The sequence below is a fragment of the Paenibacillus sp. FSL E2-0201 genome, from assembly GCF_037963325.1.
Taxonomy (GTDB): domain Bacteria; phylum Bacillota; class Bacilli; order Paenibacillales; family Paenibacillaceae; genus Paenibacillus_AQ.
The window spans coordinates 4,322,844-4,339,915 of the sequence record NZ_CP150154.1 but is presented as its reverse complement, the minus strand read 5'-3'; the positions used below and the strand labels follow the sequence as shown (position 1 = coordinate 4,339,915).

At 43.6% G+C, this 17,072-nt stretch carries 16 protein-coding genes and 1 pseudogene; 15 read left to right on the top strand and 2 right to left on the bottom strand.

Annotated elements, in window-relative coordinates; all coding sequences use genetic code 11:
* Positions 1 to 8 precede the first annotated feature (8 nt).
* The 9 genes from NSU15_RS19770 to NSU15_RS19730 all read left to right on the top strand — a co-directional run bounded on the left by NSU15_RS19770 (position 9) and on the right by NSU15_RS19730 (position 10,154).
* Complete coding sequence (locus tag NSU15_RS19770) at positions 9 to 1,613, top strand: glutathione ABC transporter substrate-binding protein (protein WP_042129332.1); 1,605 nt, start codon at positions 9 to 11, stop codon at positions 1,611 to 1,613.
* A 114-nt stretch (positions 1,614 to 1,727) separates the two neighbouring features.
* Positions 1,728 to 2,651 (top strand): ABC transporter permease subunit, encoded by a 924-nt coding sequence (locus tag NSU15_RS19765; protein WP_042129331.1) that lies wholly within the window; start codon positions 1,728 to 1,730, stop codon positions 2,649 to 2,651.
* Between the two features lie 67 nt (positions 2,652 to 2,718).
* Complete coding sequence (locus NSU15_RS19760; RefSeq protein WP_042129329.1) at positions 2,719 to 3,630, top strand: ABC transporter permease subunit; 912 nt, start codon at positions 2,719 to 2,721, stop codon at positions 3,628 to 3,630.
* 13 nt (positions 3,631 to 3,643) lie between these two features.
* Complete coding sequence (locus NSU15_RS19755) at positions 3,644 to 4,645, top strand: ABC transporter ATP-binding protein (RefSeq protein WP_339287351.1); 1,002 nt, start codon at positions 3,644 to 3,646, stop codon at positions 4,643 to 4,645.
* The gene (locus NSU15_RS19750; RefSeq protein ID WP_042129325.1) at positions 4,642 to 5,634 is read left to right on the top strand and encodes a dipeptide ABC transporter ATP-binding protein; all 993 of its coding nucleotides are present in this window, start codon (positions 4,642 to 4,644) and stop codon (positions 5,632 to 5,634) included. The genes NSU15_RS19755 and NSU15_RS19750 overlap by 4 nt, the downstream gene beginning before the upstream one ends.
* 41 nt (positions 5,635 to 5,675) lie before the next feature.
* Complete coding sequence (locus NSU15_RS19745; RefSeq protein ID WP_339287350.1) at positions 5,676 to 7,130, top strand: leucyl aminopeptidase family protein; 1,455 nt, start codon at positions 5,676 to 5,678, stop codon at positions 7,128 to 7,130.
* 24 nt (positions 7,131 to 7,154) lie between these two features.
* Entirely contained in the window at positions 7,155 to 7,847 is a 693-nt protein-coding gene (locus NSU15_RS19740) for a copper homeostasis protein CutC (protein ID WP_076120742.1), read from the top strand.
* A 27-nt stretch (positions 7,848 to 7,874) separates the two neighbouring features.
* Positions 7,875 to 8,825 carry an ROK family protein gene (locus NSU15_RS19735; RefSeq protein ID WP_139328602.1) on the top strand — a complete coding sequence of 317 codons (951 nt, stop codon included), beginning with the start codon at positions 7,875 to 7,877 and terminating at the stop codon, positions 8,823 to 8,825.
* Positions 8,826 to 8,876: 51 nt separating this feature from the next.
* Positions 8,877 to 10,154, top strand: a complete 1,278-nt coding sequence (locus NSU15_RS19730; protein WP_042129318.1) for an alpha-L-fucosidase — start codon at positions 8,877 to 8,879, stop codon at positions 10,152 to 10,154.
* Positions 10,155 to 10,340: 186 nt separating this feature from the next.
* On the opposite strand, the gene NSU15_RS19725 is transcribed toward NSU15_RS19730, so the two are convergent.
* Complete coding sequence (locus NSU15_RS19725) at positions 10,341 to 11,336, bottom strand: hypothetical protein (RefSeq protein ID WP_042129316.1); 996 nt, start codon at positions 11,334 to 11,336, stop codon at positions 10,341 to 10,343.
* A complete protein-coding gene (locus tag NSU15_RS19720; protein WP_076120740.1) occupies positions 11,323 to 11,670 on the bottom strand; it encodes a PadR family transcriptional regulator in 348 nt (115 codons plus the stop codon). The genes NSU15_RS19725 and NSU15_RS19720 overlap by 14 nt, the downstream gene beginning before the upstream one ends.
* 211 nt (positions 11,671 to 11,881) lie before the next feature.
* Here NSU15_RS19720 and NSU15_RS19715 point away from each other — a divergent pair, with 211 nt between their 5' ends.
* The 6 genes and pseudogenes from NSU15_RS19715 to NSU15_RS19690 all read left to right on the top strand — a co-directional run bounded on the left by NSU15_RS19715 (position 11,882) and on the right by NSU15_RS19690 (position 17,049).
* Entirely contained in the window at positions 11,882 to 12,790 is a 909-nt protein-coding gene (locus NSU15_RS19715) for a phosphotransferase family protein (protein WP_076120739.1), read from the top strand.
* Between the two features lie 96 nt (positions 12,791 to 12,886).
* Complete coding sequence (locus NSU15_RS19710; protein WP_042129310.1) at positions 12,887 to 13,354, top strand: MarR family transcriptional regulator; 468 nt, start codon at positions 12,887 to 12,889, stop codon at positions 13,352 to 13,354.
* Between the two features lie 96 nt (positions 13,355 to 13,450).
* The gene (locus tag NSU15_RS19705; RefSeq protein ID WP_042129309.1) at positions 13,451 to 14,422 is read left to right on the top strand and encodes a ring-cleaving dioxygenase; all 972 of its coding nucleotides are present in this window, start codon (positions 13,451 to 13,453) and stop codon (positions 14,420 to 14,422) included.
* A 35-nt stretch (positions 14,423 to 14,457) separates the two neighbouring features.
* Positions 14,458 to 15,345, top strand: a pseudogene (locus NSU15_RS19700) (LLM class flavin-dependent oxidoreductase).
* Between the two features lie 12 nt (positions 15,346 to 15,357).
* Positions 15,358 to 15,591 carry an NAD(P)H-dependent oxidoreductase gene (locus tag NSU15_RS19695; protein WP_339287349.1) on the top strand — a complete coding sequence of 78 codons (234 nt, stop codon included), beginning with the start codon at positions 15,358 to 15,360 and terminating at the stop codon, positions 15,589 to 15,591.
* 363 nt (positions 15,592 to 15,954) lie between these two features.
* The gene (locus tag NSU15_RS19690; protein WP_339287348.1) at positions 15,955 to 17,049 is read left to right on the top strand and encodes a winged helix DNA-binding domain-containing protein; all 1,095 of its coding nucleotides are present in this window, start codon (positions 15,955 to 15,957) and stop codon (positions 17,047 to 17,049) included.
* The last annotated feature ends 23 nt before the right edge of the window (positions 17,050 to 17,072 follow it).

Below are 17,072 nucleotides of genomic sequence, written 5' to 3'. Positions count from 1 at the left end.
TGTATAACATGAAAGTAAAAGGAAAAGTATGGTCAATGTTCATGCTGCTGCTTATTACAGTAGTAGTGACTGCAGGGTGCGGCAACAAAGCGAACAACGAGGGACAAGGTGGCAATACAGCTGGCGGCACGGAAACTAGCACCCCAACTACAAAAAATGATAAAGACATTGTAATTGCCATCAATTCTAACTTTATTACGCTGGACCCTCATAACGCTAGCGATACACATTCAATAAGCGCTGCCAGAACGATGTACGAAGGTCTAATGGGTTTTGATGAGAATATGAATGTAGTTCCTGTTCTTGCCACAAGCCATTCCATAAGTGATGACGGTTTGGTCTACACGTTCAACTTGCAAGAGAATGTTAAATTCCAAGACGGCACTGACTTTAATGCTGAAGCGGTTAAAGTAAACATCGCCCGTATTCAAGATGAGAAGAATAATCTGAGACTGCGCAAAAGCTTCGCAAAGGTAGCTAAAGTGGAGACTCCTGATGCTAAAACCGTGGTTATTACACTGAGTGAGCCGTACAACGCCTTTTTAAATAAGGTTGCCATGGCGCCGATCATTAGCCCGAAAGCTCTGACAGAAAACGGTGCCGATATTTCAAAAATGCCTGTAGGTACTGGTCCATTTAAGTTCAAAGAGTGGGTACAAGGTGATCGTCTAGTTGTTGAGAAGAATCCGGATTACTGGCAAAAAGACTTGCCGAAAGTGGATAGCATAACCTTCAGACCCGTACCAGAGAATGGATCGCGGATTGCGATGCTAAAAACTGGTGAGGCTGACTTCATTTATCCTATGCCAACCGAGCAAGTATCCGAGGTTGAAGGTCTTGAAGGAATTACTGTAGATACGATCGATTCAACCATTGTTCGTTATGTAACTTTGAATACGATGAAGAAACCTTTCGATGATGTTAAAGTACGTCAAGCCATTAACTATGCTATCAACAAAGATGCTTATATCAAGGTTGTGAAATCGGGTCTCGGCGCTAAGCTTGATTCCACAATGTCCTCCAAAACACAATATTACTCCCAACAAACAGGTTATGACTATGACATTGAAAAAGCTAAACAATTGCTTGCTGAAGCGGGATATCCTGACGGATTCGAAACCGAAATCTGGGGAGAAAACGAATCCGAAACGATGAAGGGTATGCAATTTATTCAACAACAGCTAGCGCTTGTAGGCATTAAGGTAGAAGTGAAGTCTATGGAGGGCGGTACATTGTCCGACCAAATTAACTCTGCGAAAACGCCTGAAGAAGCAAAAATTCAAATGTGGTATGTCAGCTGGTCTCCATCCTCCGGTGATGCAGATGGCGCAACTAGAGGTTTGTTCAGTAGTGAAATGTTCCCACCTGCAGGCTCGAATACAGCTTATTACAAAAATGAAAATGTAGATAAATGGATTGCTGAGGCGAATAAAGCGGTTGATCCTGAAGCGGCTAAATCCATTTATGCCAATATTCAAAAAACAGTATGGGAAGATGCTCCGTGGGCCTTCATGGGCGTTGACCAAATTATTTCTGGCAAAAGATCTTATTTGGAAGGTGTAAAAGTCTTCCCGGACGGTTCCATAAATGTCCTCAATGCAGAAGTAAAATAATGATGTAAAACAAAAGTAAGATTAATATCCCAAGAATTGAACGAGGCCGCTTCTATAGAATGGTAGGAAGCGGCCTCACTAAATCATTTGTCTATACTGAAGGGGGCTTATGAGTTGGGTAGATATGCTTTACAAAGACTCCTCGGGGTTATTCCGCTGTTGTTCATTGTATCGGTACTAGTCTTTTTGTTTATTCACTTAATTCCGGGTGATCCGGCCCGACTTATTGCGGGTAAGGACGCCACACTTGAAGAGATTCATGGCATTCAAGAGCAACTGGGTCTCAATCTGCCCTTGTGGAAACAATACATAAACTACATGGGTGATCTACTAAGTGGTAATCTAGGTAATTCGATCCGTTCAGGGATTCCGGTCACTGATATGCTGGAGAGCAGAATCATGCCTACTTTATGGCTAACATTTCTAAGTATGGCTTGGGCACTTGTCATTGGTCTTCTAATCGGTGTTATTTCGGCGGTTTACCGCAATAAATGGCCGGATCATTTAGGTACATTGACAGCTATTTCAGGGATGTCTGTTCCTGGATTCTGGTTAGGTTTAGTACTCATTCAAATTTTCTCGGTAGAGCTGGGCTGGTTTCCGACCGGCGGTGTAGATTCCTGGAAATCCTATATTCTTCCTTCCATTACACTTGGAATGGGGATTATGTCGATGTTGGCCCGTTACTCACGGTCATCGATGCTAGAAACGTTACGGGAGGATTATATCCGTACTGGACGTGCGAAAGGCTTACGCGAGTATGTTGTTATCAGTAGACATGCGTTGCGCAATTCTCTTATTCAGGTCGTTACTGTAGCTGGACTTCAATTTGGGTTCTTGCTTGGTGGCTCGGTAATGGTTGAGACAGTATTCAGTATTCCTGGTCTTGGTAGACTGCTGGTAGATTCCATTTTGTTCCGGGATTATACGGTTATTCAAGCTTTGCTGCTGCTGTTTTCAACACAATTTATCCTTATCAATTTAATTGTAGATTTATTGTATGGCGTACTCAATCCGAAAATCAGGTTTTCTCAGTAGCTAGATTGCTACAGAGAAACAATACGATAGTTTTATTTAGGGAGAATTTAGGATTAGGAGGGATATCATGAGCGACAATTCGGCAGTTATGGGAACTAATTCTCCTATACCCGGAGAGGTAATAGCCCCGGAGAAAACGAAAGGCCGCGCGGGTGTTTTTATTCGCAAGTTCAGCAAACAAAAGATGCCCCTATTGGCTGCATTTTTTGTCATATTGCTTTTTTTGATTGCAATATTTGGGCCTTTTCTGACCCCGTATAATCCTGAAGCTACGAATTACGACGCACTAATGGAGGGACCCTCTGCCGCGCACTGGGCAGGAACGGATGAATATGGCCGTGATATTCTAAGCCGTTTAATTGACGGAACAAGGTTGACTTTAGCGGTCAGTCTAAGTTCCGTATTAATTGCGGGTGTACTTGGAACCATTCTTGGTCTTGTCAGTGGATATTATGGCGGTTGGCTGGATCGGATTATTATGCGGGGGAGTGATGTACTGTTCTCATTCCCGGATTTACTGCTTGCCATTGGGATTGTCGCCATACTCGGGCCTGGTTTATCTAACGTTGTCATTGCCGTTGCAGTCTTCGGCACACCATCGTTTGCCCGAATTATTAGGAGCGTTACATTGTCTGCGAAGGAAACATTGTTTGTTGAAGCCGCCCGTTCTATGGGTGCGAAGAATCGCCGAATTATTTGGAGACATATTTTTCCGGAAACAGTTCCTAGCATTATTGTTAATCTATCCATGAAGATTGGCGGGGCAATCTTGGCCGCTGCGTCACTGAGCTTTCTAGGCATGGGCGCGAAGCCAACAGAGCCCGATTGGGGCGCGATGCTAAGTATGGGCCGTGATTATTTAAGTATCGCTCCGCATATCGTGTATTTTCCGGGGATCGCTATCTTTTTGACTGTACTTGCATTTAACCTGGTCGGGGACGGACTGCGCGATGCTCTTGATCCCAAAATGAAAAACTAAGGAGGGACAAGACATGACTCAAAATTTGCTGGAAGTACAAGGGCTGAAAACGGAGTTCAAACGCGGCGATGGAAGTATAACGGCCGTTGCAGGTGTTGACTTTGTGATTAAGAAAGGTGAAGTGCTGGGTCTAGTTGGAGAATCCGGCTGTGGCAAAAGTGTAACCTCACTGTCCATTATGCGGCTGCTTAAGGATACGCCAGGTAGAATCTCCGGTGGCTCTGTTCGCTTTGAGGGGACTGATCTGACGAAAGTAACGGATAAAGAGATGCGTCAGATCCGTGGAAATGATATGGCGATGATTTTTCAGGAGCCGATGACTTCGCTTAATCCTGTGCTAAAGATTGGTTTGCAATTGATGGAGCCGATCATGCTGCATTTGGGCTATGGCCGGAAGAAAGCTCGTGAGCATGCCATTCATATGTTGCGTCTTGTGGGTATCCCACGTGCGGAAGAATTGGTGGATGATTATCCGCATCAGCTCTCTGGTGGTATGAGGCAGCGTGTCATGATTGCGATGGCGATGTCTTGTCACCCGAAGCTGCTGATTGCAGATGAACCGACAACGGCGCTGGATGTAACGATTCAAGCACAGATCCTTGATCTAATGAAGCATCTGAAAGAAGAACAGGATATGGGAATGCTGCTCATTACCCATGACCTTGGGGTAGTAGCCGAACTATGCGACCGTGTAGTTGTTATGTATGCTGGTCGTGTAGTAGAAGAAGCTTCCGTACAAGAACTCTTTGCAAGACCGCAGCATCCATATACGAAGGGATTAATTCAATCCGTTCCGAAGCTGCGCCAGAATGTACGCCGTTTGGACTCTATTAAAGGAAATGTACCTGACCTTTCACAAATGCCAGCAGGTTGTAAATTTGCCCCACGCTGCGAGTTTGTCACAGAGCGTTGTCTCACGCAGGAGCCTGAGTTACTTCCGATTGAGGGACTTGAGCGAAAGAGTCGTTGTTGGCTTACACAGCAGGAGAACATGGAAGGAGGGGAACGTTTGTGAAGGAGACTCCACTAATTGAAGTTAAAAGCCTGAAGAAGTTTTTTTCAGTGAAGAAGGGCTTTTTCGGAACTACAAGATATTTGCACGCAGTTGATGGGATCTCATTCGCTATACGTAAAGGAGAAACGTTCAGCCTTGTGGGTGAGAGTGGCTGTGGTAAATCCACTACAGGTAGACTTGTGACTCGCTTGCTGGAACCAAATGACGGTGAAGTGTGGTTTAAGGGTCAAAATATTAGCCATATTTCAGACAATCAAATGCGGCCTATTCGTAAAGATATGCAGATGGTGTTCCAAGATCCCTATGCTTCACTTAATCCACGGATGAAGGTGAAGGATCTTGTCGCTGAACCGCTGCTCATTCATACAAAGCTATCCTCCAAAGAACGGGATAAACTAGCATGTGAGCTGCTAGAGACAGTAGGACTGAACAGTTTCCATGCCGAGCGCTTCGCTTTTGAATTCAGCGGTGGACAGCGCCAACGGATTGGAATCGCCCGAGCATTGTCTGTTCGACCAAGCTTAATCGTGGCGGATGAGCCCGTGTCTGCACTGGATGTATCGATTCAGTCACAAGTGCTGAATCTATTGCAGGATCTGCAGGAAGAGTATGGTCTGACCTATTTATTCATTTCTCATGATCTAAGTGTTGTTGAACATATCAGTGATCGAATCGGTGTCATGTATCTTGGTTCCCTCGTAGAGACGGCGGATAAAGATACTTTGTATGATCGTCCAATGCATCCTTACACGCAAGCGTTGCTATCTTCTGTACCTGTACCCGATCCTACCTTAAAGAAGGAACGCATTATTCTGAAGGGAGATCTCCCAAGTCCGGTTGATCCACCGTCGGGATGCCGTTTTCATACAAGATGTCCTTCCTGTATGGAAATCTGTAAGCAGCATGTACCAATATTCCGAGAAGTTGAACCAGGTCATGAGGTTGCGTGTCATTTATTTGATGAAGAAATGCTGAAATTAGAGCGATAACGGAAATTGTGAGATAACTTTACGGAAAAGAAGGGACAGCGATGAATATCTTATTCGATTCCGCTAACGTGGCGGATACTATTGTCTATTTAGCTTATGACGAGGAGTCATTTCCTTTTAAACTGGGAGCGGCTCACAAACAGTGCAGCAGTGTGACTTGGTTACATGCCCGCACTGAGGAAGAGTCTGACGTATTAGCGGTAGGCATGGGAAAGCGCAAGGATATTACGCTTGAGAAGATTCGCCGAGCAGGAGGAGCTGCTGCTCGTTCTATCTTGAAAGAAAGACGCAGCAGTGCTTCACTAGTGAGATTAGCCTCTGAGGCTGTAAATAGGAACAGTGATATTTCTGCTGCTGATGAATTACAAGCTTGGATGGAAGGCTGGATTCTCGGGTTGTACCGTTTCCAAACTTATCGCGGAACGACCAAGGTTGAAGGCTCTGTTGATTTACAGCTTCAATCCTTAGATTGGCCTGAACTGTCTTCTGTTGAAATAGAAGCTGTACGGGTTTCTGCACAGATACGTGCTGAAGGAGCAATCGTTGCTCGTGATCTTGTGAATGAAGTGCCCGGGACACTAAACCCTGATCGTTTCGCGGAATGGATGGCTGAATTTTTTGACCGTGATGATGCTGCATTAAAAGTTCATATCTATCGAGGGCAGGAGCTTGTGGATCTTCAGATGAATGGACTGATCTCTGTTGGAGCAGGGAGCAAGCATGCTCCAGCTCTGGTTGAAATTCGTTACGAGAGCAACCCTGAATTACCGATGTTAGCACTGGTAGGTAAAGGTGTAACCTTTGACTTAGGTGGCATGAACGTGAAGACAGCCAGTGATATTAGCGATGCACGCATGGATATGGGCGGTGCGGCTGCTGTAATTGGGGCTATGGATATTTTGATACGGAAGCGTGCCAATGTAAATGTGACTGCACTTATTCCGGTTGTTGATAATGTGCCGGATGCTGAGGCGATGTTGCCTTCATCTGTTATCCGCTACCCTAACGGGTTAACCGTTCAGGTTGCAAATACAGATGGTGAGGGTCGACTTATCATAGCGGATGCGCTTATTCATGCCGCGAATATCGGAGCGAACCAAGCGATCGATATCGCTACCCTAACTGGAAATGTCGGTGCGGCGCTGGGATTAGGTATCGCAGGTATATGGGGCGATGCTGATATAACGCAGAGCCTGGTAGAGATTGGTGAGCGAAATGGGGAACGCTTGTGGCCCATGCCGCTAATGGATGAATATGAAGCAGATTTGCGGAGTAATTACGCTGATCTGCGCAATGTTAGTACGTCCCCATTTGCAGGTGCGATAACAGGAGCCCTATTTATTCGGCGCTTTGTAGCAGAGTCGATGAGCTGGGTTCATATTGATATGGCAGGGACGGTACAGTACAAGCAGGATGTGGGGTATTCAGAAGCTGGAGCGACGGGATATGGTGCACGCCTGCTCGCCGATTATGTCATGAAGCAAATACATCAATAACAACTGGAAGAGTGGGGGGAAGTTATGAGATTGGAAGTCATCGCTACTTGTATGGATGATGCTCTGACGGCTGAGGCGAATGGGGCAGATCGCCTTGAGCTCATTACTGCTATTACAGAAGGTGGATTAACACCGGGAATAGGATTGGTGGAGCAAGTAGTCAAATCGGTTCGTATTCCTGTCTTTGTTATGGTCCGTCCACACAGTAGATCATTTAACTATTCCAAGTATGATATTTTGACTATGGCCTCAGAAATCAGACAGATTGCAGCCAGCGGTGCGTCGGGTGTTGTTCTCGGCGCACTAACAGCGGAAGGAACGATCGATGAGCGAGCGCTTGAAACATTATTGCCGTTGACAGATGGCTTACAAGTAACCTTCCATCGTGCTTTTGATGAGCTGGGGGATCAAATTGCAGGTTATCGAACGCTTTGTAATTATCCGCAAATCACACGTATTCTTACCTCTGCTGGACCTGGTCCAGCACCTGATGCCATTCCCGCTATGCGTAGGCTAGTAGAGGAATCTAGAGGTAGTTCGATTAATATATTGGCTGGAAGCGGTCTGAAGCCAGAAGGTATTACATCCTTTATTCAACAGACAGGAGTCACGGAAGTACATTTTGGATCGGCTGTTCGTTATGGCAAAGACGCTTTGTCTCCAATCGATCCAGTAGCCCTGCGGGCGTTAGCTGAGAATATTCATTCTAACGGCTAATATTTGATGGTGAAAAGGTGAATGGTTATGCATAAGGTAGATAGTTACGTAGTGGGAATTGATTTAGGTGGGACAAAAATTGCCGCAGCATTATTCGATTCAAAAGGTGTTTTGTTGAATCGAGAGTTGATGGAGACGGCCGGGGCAAGCACTGCGGAAGAGGTAGTACAGCGAATGATCGGAATGATACGTTCCGTATCCGAAGGACGACCGCTAATGGGGGTCGGACTTGCTTCTCCCGGAGCAGTGAACAGCCAGGATGGAATTGTTATTCACGGTACCAATCTTCCTGAATGGGACAATGTTCCACTGAAGCGTTGGATGGAGTCAGAACTTGGTGTTGAAGTGAAAGTGGTAAACGATGCGAATGCTGCAGCTTGGGGTGAGTATGTAAGAGGAGCTGGCAAAGGTTCAAACAACATGGTATATGTTACCTTCAGCACAGGAATTGGAGCTGGCATTGTCATGGATGGTGAGCTATTGCTCGGCACGAACTCATTTGCAGGAGAACTCGGTCATAATATTATTGACCCGAGCGGAACGGAATGTAGCTGTGGAAGATATGGATGCTGGGAAGTATTTGCTTCGGGTACAGCGATTCGGGACATGGCACTGCGGAGGATGGAGAGCGGAACGTCGATGATTACAGAGCTGGCTAATAGAAGTGGTGAAAAGATTAATTCTCGACACGTCTTCGAAGCGATGGCACTAAAAGATCCGGTAGCTGTCGAGGTGATTGAGCGAACAATTCATTATATGGCGATTGGATTAGCTAACGCGGTACATACGTTTAATCCAGATCGCATTGTAATTGGTGGAGGCGTAAGCAAAGCTGGTGAACTACTGTTTCCGGCGCTGAGAGAGAAAACAGAGGAACTTGTCATGAAGCCGTATAAAGGAACTTATACTATTGAGTCAGCAGGTCTGAGGGATGATGTAGGTCTTATAGGCGCTGCGGCATTATTTCATACCGTCTAGATGATGGTAACTGTTTATCAAAGCTATCGAAAACGGAGGGGCTGAAGAGAGATGGGTACAAGAGAAGAAAGAACGAGATGGTTCTTGCAGGATAGATTCGGCATGTTCATTCATTGGGGATTATATTCAATTCCTGCACGAGGTGAGTGGATACGTGGGAACGAGCGAATGAGTAGAGAGCACTACATGACGTATTTCGATGAATTTGACGCATCTCGATATGACCCGAAGAAGTGGGCCAGCGCAGCAAAAGCAGCGGGGCAGAAGTATGCGGTTCTTACGACCAAGCACCACGACGGATTCTGCTTGTTTGATAGTAAGCTAACTGATTTCAAGGCGACTAACACGCCCGCTGGACGTGATCTTGTACGAGAATATGTAGACGCTTTCCGGGCAGAGGGTATTGCTGTAGGTTTGTACTACTCTATTATTGATTGGCATCATGATGATTACCCTGGATATGGTGATAAAGCGCATCCGGATCGGGACAATGAAGCGGCCAAAGACAAGCCGATTGATTTTGATAGATATTTGGAGTATATGCATGGACAAGTGAAGGAACTGTTGACGAATTACGGCAAAATCGACATCATGTGGTTTGACTTCTCCTACGATAATATGACCGGAGAGAAATGGAAAGCAACGGAGCTAATCCGTATGATTCGCTCTATCCAGCCGGATATTATTATCGACAATCGTTTGGGTGGGAATATCCGCGCGGCCGAGCCAGAAGAATATGCTGGAGATTTCTTCTCTCCAGAGCAAATCATTCCTCCTGGCGGCATCGTTGACGTGAATGGTCAATCGATCCCTTGGGAAGCATGTATTACGCTAAACGATAACTGGGGTTATCATTCCGAAGATAAAAATTATAAATCAACCCAGCAGGTCATTCGCTCGATGGTTGAATGTATCAGTAAGAACGGTAACCTGCTTCTTAACATTGGTCCAGATGCCAAAGGTGAAATGACAAGGGAATCGCTTGTCATCCTTGATGAAGTGGGCGAGTGGATGCGTCTGAACGGTGATAGTATTTATGGCTGCGGTAGTTCTTTGCTTGCTAAGCCGGAGTGGGGCCGTTATACGCAAAAAGGGAATAAGTTGTATGCACATGTCTACGATCGTGGAATTGGTCCGATCTATTTCCAAGGCTTGAAGGGGAAGATTAAGAAGGCTAGATTACTACGAGATGGCACCGAATTGAAGGTAGAAGCACCTTGGATGGCTGAAGAATATTCAGATGTTAACGGTGGAGCGTTTATTACATTAAAAGGGGCCAAACTGCCCGACGAAATGGATACGGTTATTGAGCTAGAACTTTTTAATTAATACAGATAGAGTGTCCCAAAAGTCATGAATGGCTGCTGGGGCACTCTATTGTCTTTCGATATCGGACCTGATAGACCCCATTAACGTCATTTGAGTCCAAAACTATTAGTGGAGGATGATACTGTTAAAAAAGGAGTCTAATGTCTACAATCACCGAGCAGTAATATTGCATTAATAGATAAAATATTAAATTCTAGCCTTACGGAAGCCTTCGTATATATTGAGAGCTGCAACTAAAATGAACAAGGAAATTCCACCGCCGACTAGCCCGGTTTTAAATTGATTCGTCGTAATGTTAAATAGATCAGACATATACGTTATGAATTCTTGGTTGAATACATTTGGATTCCGTAGGATGATAGCGAATACAATGATCACAAGGAGCTCGAGAGCTGTAGCACATAATGCCAATCCCTTTGTCCATTGTTTCTTAATTAATTTATAAATAGCTAATGCGGCTTCAAATCCGATCACTACAAGAACAATAGGCCAATACTGAAGTAATACATCCTGATTAAAAACGGGTGCGACAAAATCAAGTACACCTGTACCCCCTTTATATACACCGATCAAATGCTCAGCATTAAAATATAAGGTAGCCCATATCGCAATCCAGAAAAAACTACTGAATACTTCAAAATTCTTAATCGCTTTTTTCTTATGAATAGGAGTGATGTCCTTCAAATCATCAGGTGTCCATTTGCTCATTTTTGTTGTGAAGGGGTGTTTCTCTTTTCCGTTATCCGTTCGTTCGATGATAGCAAAAACTATGGTTATCCAAAAAAAGACTTGGATTCCTACCTCAAGGATACTAGCAATACCTTTGCTTATAACAGTCGTAACAATCCCCGCCACTGATTGATCACCGCTATACCCGATCAAATATTCGGCAGTCATCGCGATTAAAGAAACCACTACAGCAATCGGTATTATCATTTTTAATAAGGTAAGATATAACTCATAATAACGTGGTCCGATGAGATGCATGGGCTGGTCGCGATATTCACTGGCTAATACTGCAGGATTCCCCAACTTAGCAAGTACAGCCTTGACCTCTTGTTCATCAGGATCATCCGGTAACATATCCTCTATGGTTGATCGTAATTCGAGAGCGATATCCTCCCGAGTTTGTTCTGGTAGCCTCCGAGTCACTTCATGGATGTAAATCTCAATCAGCTTCATGGTCATCCTCCCCTTGTAATAGGCCGTAGAGTTCTTTCGAATTCTTAAGCCATTCTTCCTTTAGCTGCAAAAAAATTTCTATGCCATAGTCACTTAAGACATAATACTTACGGGGTCTGCTCTCGGATGTGTCCCAGCTACTCGTCACTAGTTCCTGTTTCTCTAATCGGCGAAGCAATGGATACAAGGTGCTTTGATCAATAGCGATGCTGGATTCCTCCAGTAATTGAACGAGCGAGTATCCATACTGTGGTGTTCGTAATTGACTTAAAACAGCTAGTGTTAACGTACCTCTCCTAAGCTCTGTAATTAAGGAGTTTAATAAAGTACTCATTCACCCACCTCATTATATTTCTCATTTAAATACTTGCCGCCATTGTATGGATACTAAAAATGATATTAATGTATGTCATACAGTATATGTTTTATACTATGTATCATACACTATTGTTGCTACAGTATCAATTGAATTAGAATATTCTTCTAGGAAATAACAAGGAAATTTTACTAATCAATCAAAAAAAGTAAAAGGAGGGTGAAGTGAAATGGATTCTTTCTATAAAGACATACCGGAAGCCGCTACATGGGTAAGTGTTGAGCCTGTTCATAAAGGTTGGTCAAAGGATAAGAAATACTACATAAAGACCATTAGTGGCAGCGAACTTTTGCTGAGAACATCAGATATTTCTCAATATGATCAGAAAAAGCGGGAATACGAAGCAATTCTACGGCTGGTAGATCAAGATATTTTGATGTCAAGGCCGCTACAGTTTGGGGTATGCAATGGTGATCAGAGTGTATATTCCTTATTGACTTGGATTGATGGGGAGGATGCGGAAAAGATTATCCCTACGCTAAGTGTAGAAGAGCAATATCAATTGGGTGTGAAAGCGGGACAATACTTACAATCTATACATCAAATGCCTGCGGGGAAAGATCAAGTGCCGTGGGCTGATTATTATAATCGGAAGATCGATAAATACATTACCAACTATAAAGCATGCGGCATTGTTCTAAAGGGAGAAGATCAAGTCATTCAATTTATAGAGGCGAATCGATACTTACTTGACGGACGCCCTCAAACTTTTCAGCATGGTGACTACCATGTGGGAAACATGATCGTTACGAAGTCGGGTGATTTGGGGATTATTGATTTCAACAGGTTTGATGATGGTGATCCGTGGGAGGAATTTAATCGAATTACATTTTGTGCGATGATAAGTGCAGAGTTCGCTTCGGGTCGTATTCATGGATATTTTAATAACAATGTCCCGGACTTGTTCTTTAAAATGATGGCTTTATATATTGCTAGCAACCAGTTATCAAGCATTTATTGGGCCATTCCATTTGGGAAAGAGGACGTTGCTGATATGCTGAGCAGGGCGGAAAGTGTTCTGAAGTGGTATGATGATTTTCAAACCTATATTCCAAATTGGTATTTGGCAAGCAAGTAGGATTCCTGCTATGCTTGACTCCTTGTCAGTTTACTAGTATACTCATATTAACAAATCAAATCACAAACAAAATAAACAAATGATGGGCGTGACCAAATGAGGAATAATGGATTCACTGAAGATAACCAGTTAAGCTTATTGATCTGGTTACGGCTGGTAAGGGTATATGAGAATAGTAACGATCTTTCTAATGAGTTCTTGAAACAATTTGGCTTAACTGTCAATCAGTTCGATACATTGGTACAAATATTAATACATCAACCTGTGACACAGATGGAGATCGCCGAGCACCTAACCATTACTAAAGGCGGAGTATCGCATATGTTAGGCCGATTAGAGAAGGAAGAGTTCATTGAACGCAAACAGGATTGGAAAGTGAAGTACATTACTTTAACGGAAAAGGGTCAAACACTTATCGAGAAGGTGTTGCCTTTGCAATCAGACTTCCAAGCTTCGTTATTCGATCCATTGACTGACGAGGAGAAGAAAGTATTTTACAGCATGCTTAAGAAAATTCATCGGCATAGTCAAGATGTGAATCGGCTCCCGCGAGGGGTCCAGTAGTAATGACAAGCTTTATTAATCATAAAGCTTACTTTTTTCTCCATCAGTATACTAGTAAACTTAAATTCAATACGATTCAACTAGGAGGTTTTTAAAATGAAACAACAACCCATAAACGGACAACATCATGTGTCCATGATTACTAAAGACGCTAAACAAAACTTGTGGTTTTATACAGAGGTACTGGGCCTAAGACTTGTGAAGAAAACAGTAAATCAGGACGATCCTTCCATGTACCATCTATTTTACGGCAATCGCAATGGCGCTCCTGGCACCGAGGTATCTTTCTTTGAAATGCCAAATGCAGGTCGGACTCGCAAAGGGACGAACAGTATTAGTTCTTTCTCCCTTCTTGTTCCTAGTGATGAAGCCTTGTCATATTGGGCTAGTCGATTAGATTCTTTTGAAGTACCTCATGAAGCTATTGTAAGTATAGGGGAGCGTAAGTCGCTTACTTTTTATGATAGGGATGAATTGATGGTCCATCTAGTATCTGCTGAAAAAGATAACGGAATTGAGCTCGTTGAACCGTGGATTACAGAAGATATCCCTACAAAGTATGCCATCGTGGGGTTAGGACCCGTTGAATTGACTGTACGTGAGGCTAGCCGAACAAAAGCGGTTTTGGAAGATATTTTAGGCTATACACAAGTTCGGACAGTGCCTTCCATGGGTGATCCGAAGGTTATGGTGGATATTTTTGAAACAGATAAGGGTGGTTTGTACACTGAACTTCAGCTCAAAGAAATAAATGACAAAGATCGGGAGAGACCAGGTAGAGGCAGTATTCATCATGTGGCTATTAGAGTGAAGGATGTTGAAGAATTAACCGAATGGGCCGCCAAAATCACTGCTGCAGGGTTTAAAAACACGGGGGTCATTGATCGTTATTACTTCCATTCCTTGTATTTCCGGGATCCGAACCATATTCTCTTTGAGCTTGCTACAGATGGCCCAGGATTTGAGATTGATGAAGCTTTTGATGCACTAGGAGAGAATTTGACCTTACCTTCATTTCTGGAAGAACGTCGTGAAGAGATTGAATCGAAGCTTCATCCTATCCGCTAAACCTAATATAGCTATGAAAGGAGGACATTATCATGATGGAACAATATAGAAACGACGAGAGAAAAGGGTTGGAGCTAGGTTTATACACGTTAGGTGATCACACCACAGACGCCTTAACAGGTAAAGCAATTAGTGAACGACAACGGTTCAAGAGATCGTATCTGCTGCCAAATTAGCTGAGGATGCTGGATTAGATGTATTTGGAGTAGGTGAGAGTCATCAACCGAAATTCATTACCTCTGCAGCCTCGGTTGTCCTTGGAGCTATAGCAAATGCTACCGAGCGTATAAAGCTTGTAAGTTCAGCCACTGTGCTAAGCACTGCAGATCCTGTACGTGTATATGAGGACTTCGCAACTTTGGATTTGTTATTTAAATGATATGGAAATCTTTCCTAAACCTTTGAATGGCAAATTGCCAATCTGGCGAGCCGTTGGAGGTCCCCCAGCAAGTGCAATTAAAGCAGGAAGAATGGCGATTCCGATGATGCTGATCACCCTTGGCGGCCCGTCATCTGCTTTTAAGGGTTCGGTAGACGCGTATCGTATGGTTGCAGCGCAATCAGGATTTAATCCAGCAGAGCTTCCAGTCAGCACTACTTCATTAATGTATATTGATCCGGACTCACAAAAAGCATTCCGCAATTACTATCCTTATCTCAATCACTTGATGAAAGAGCTTCGCGGATCGAGCTATCCGAAGGATCAATTTGCGGAAGCGATAAGTGTGAGAAATGCACTGCTTGTGGGTAGTCCACAACAAATTGTAGAGAAGATCCTCTATCAGCATGAGATGTACGGGCATAACCGTTTTCTAGCTCAAATTGATGTTGGTGGGTTACCTTATCCTCAAGTGGAACAAATTATTGACTTGTTCGCATCTGAAGTAGCACCAGCCGTAAGACGCGCTACAGCTAAGAAATAAGAAAGAGGGGTTATGATGAAGATCATTGGGATATCAGGGTCTATTGTTGGATCGAAGACAAGAATCGCTGTACAGCAAGCACTTAATAATATTATAGAAAAGCATCCGGATTTCGAAGTAGAACTCATTGATCTAGGCGATTATATATCATCGGAACCCCTGTTTTTCAAGCTTCGATCCCGGGAACACTTAAGAACTTATTTGATTTACTTCCGGTTAATGGGTTCAAGGAAAATCGGAAAATAATTGTGGATGATGATATTCTTTTTAGACTGAATCGACTAGCTAACGAAATGGTGAATACTACTAAAGCGATGCAGGTTGTGAAGAAAGAAGAAGAAGCAGCGTTTTTCTTTTAAAAATGTGTAATATAAAAGAGCAATTCAACCATTACGTTGAACTTCGTGCAACAGAATGGATCCGAAAAAAAGCGGATCTAAATTCTGTTGCATTTTTTACAAATGAATGTGGCTTGAAACTCTTTTTAATCTCGTCATTCAATGGAATCAATAGTAATATCGAACATAGGCATGAGGCATGAACTTAACCATTTTGTTAAATAACTGGAAGTATATAATTAAGGTTTCATTTATGAACAGGAGGAACGATGTGACTAATAACCGTATTGCCAATAGCAGGTTGTATAATCAAATAATTTCAGGGTCTTTACATCACACACCAGAGCAGGTTGTGAAAAAAATGGGAGCTATGCAAGCGCAAGATTATATGCAGGCGGTTTGGGCTATCGGATTACGTTCTCCAGCTTCGAAATTAGCAGATGTTGAGCGTGCAATTGCTGAGCGGAAGATTATTCTTACTTGGACGCTGCGCGGTACGCTTCATTTCGTCCCAGCAGAAGATGTGAAGTGGATGCTTCAGCTATCCGCACCGCGTTTAGCATCACAGACAAAGCGGCGAATGGTGGAGCTCGGACTTGATGATCAAACACTTGAGAGCTGTAGAAAAATTATGGTGGATGCTTTAAAGGGCGGGAAGCAAATGGATCGTTCGGTCCTACTTCAGCTAATAGAAGAGGAAGGTATCCACACTGGGAATCAACGCGGTTATCATATGCTCTGGAATTGCGCCTATCAAGGGTTAATTTGTTTTGGACCGATGAATGGTAAACAGCAAACGATTGTGTTATTAGAGGAGTGGGTGCCGGATTGCCGAGAGCTATCCTACGAAGGAGCATTGCAAGAACTCGCCTTACGGTATTTTACTGCCCGTGGATTGGCGACAGTTCAAGACTTCGCTTGGTGGGCAGGTATAACTCTTACAGATGCTAGACGTGGGTTAGAGTCTGTGAATAATGAACTTCAATCGGAGGATATAAACGGCAGCGAGTATTGGATGACTTCCCATCGACCAGCTCCTGCGGATGAAGATTCTGGAGTCTATTTATTACCGGGTTTTGATGAGTACATCCTTGGATATAAAGTCCGGAGCGCTGTACTTGAGCCAGAGACGGCTCCTTTGATTGTCCCTGGAAATAACGGTGTCTTCCTCCCGATGATTGTTGTAGGTGGCCAAGTTGTAGGTACATGGAAACGAACAATTAAGAAAAAAGGGGTTGAGATTGTCATCCATCCTTTTGGAGAGCTTGGGAATGCTAAAGAAGCGGTATTTAAAGCTGCTGAAAAATATGCTATATTTATTGACCTACCGATACTCAATATAAGTGTGTACTCTCCATTGACATGAGGACAATTGTTCTATGGAGTATA

Excerpts from the sequence above, each read along its gene's own strand:
- NSU15_RS19705 (WP_042129309.1), top strand. The coding sequence starts at position 13,451 with ATGAAACAACAACCCATAAACGGACAACATCATGTGTCCATGATTACT.
- NSU15_RS19740 (WP_076120742.1), top strand. The coding sequence starts at position 7,155 with ATGAGATTGGAAGTCATCGCTACTTGTATGGATGATGCTCTGACGGCT.
- NSU15_RS19730 (WP_042129318.1), top strand. The coding sequence starts at position 8,877 with ATGGGTACAAGAGAAGAAAGAACGAGATGGTTCTTGCAGGATAGATTC.
- NSU15_RS19770 (WP_042129332.1), top strand. The coding sequence starts at position 9 with ATGAAAGTAAAAGGAAAAGTATGGTCAATGTTCATGCTGCTGCTTATT.
- NSU15_RS19710 (WP_042129310.1), top strand. The coding sequence starts at position 12,887 with ATGAGGAATAATGGATTCACTGAAGATAACCAGTTAAGCTTATTGATC.
- NSU15_RS19735 (WP_139328602.1), top strand. The coding sequence starts at position 7,875 with ATGCATAAGGTAGATAGTTACGTAGTGGGAATTGATTTAGGTGGGACA.
- NSU15_RS19755 (WP_339287351.1), top strand. The coding sequence starts at position 3,644 with ATGACTCAAAATTTGCTGGAAGTACAAGGGCTGAAAACGGAGTTCAAA.
- NSU15_RS19760 (WP_042129329.1), top strand. The coding sequence starts at position 2,719 with ATGAGCGACAATTCGGCAGTTATGGGAACTAATTCTCCTATACCCGGA.
- NSU15_RS19715 (WP_076120739.1), top strand. The coding sequence starts at position 11,882 with ATGGATTCTTTCTATAAAGACATACCGGAAGCCGCTACATGGGTAAGT.
- NSU15_RS19725 (WP_042129316.1), bottom strand. The coding sequence starts at position 11,336 with ATGAAGCTGATTGAGATTTACATCCATGAAGTGACTCGGAGGCTACCA.
- NSU15_RS19745 (WP_339287350.1), top strand. The coding sequence starts at position 5,676 with ATGAATATCTTATTCGATTCCGCTAACGTGGCGGATACTATTGTCTAT.
- NSU15_RS19695 (WP_339287349.1), top strand. The coding sequence starts at position 15,358 with ATGATGAAGATCATTGGGATATCAGGGTCTATTGTTGGATCGAAGACA.
- NSU15_RS19720 (WP_076120740.1), bottom strand. The coding sequence starts at position 11,670 with ATGAGTACTTTATTAAACTCCTTAATTACAGAGCTTAGGAGAGGTACG.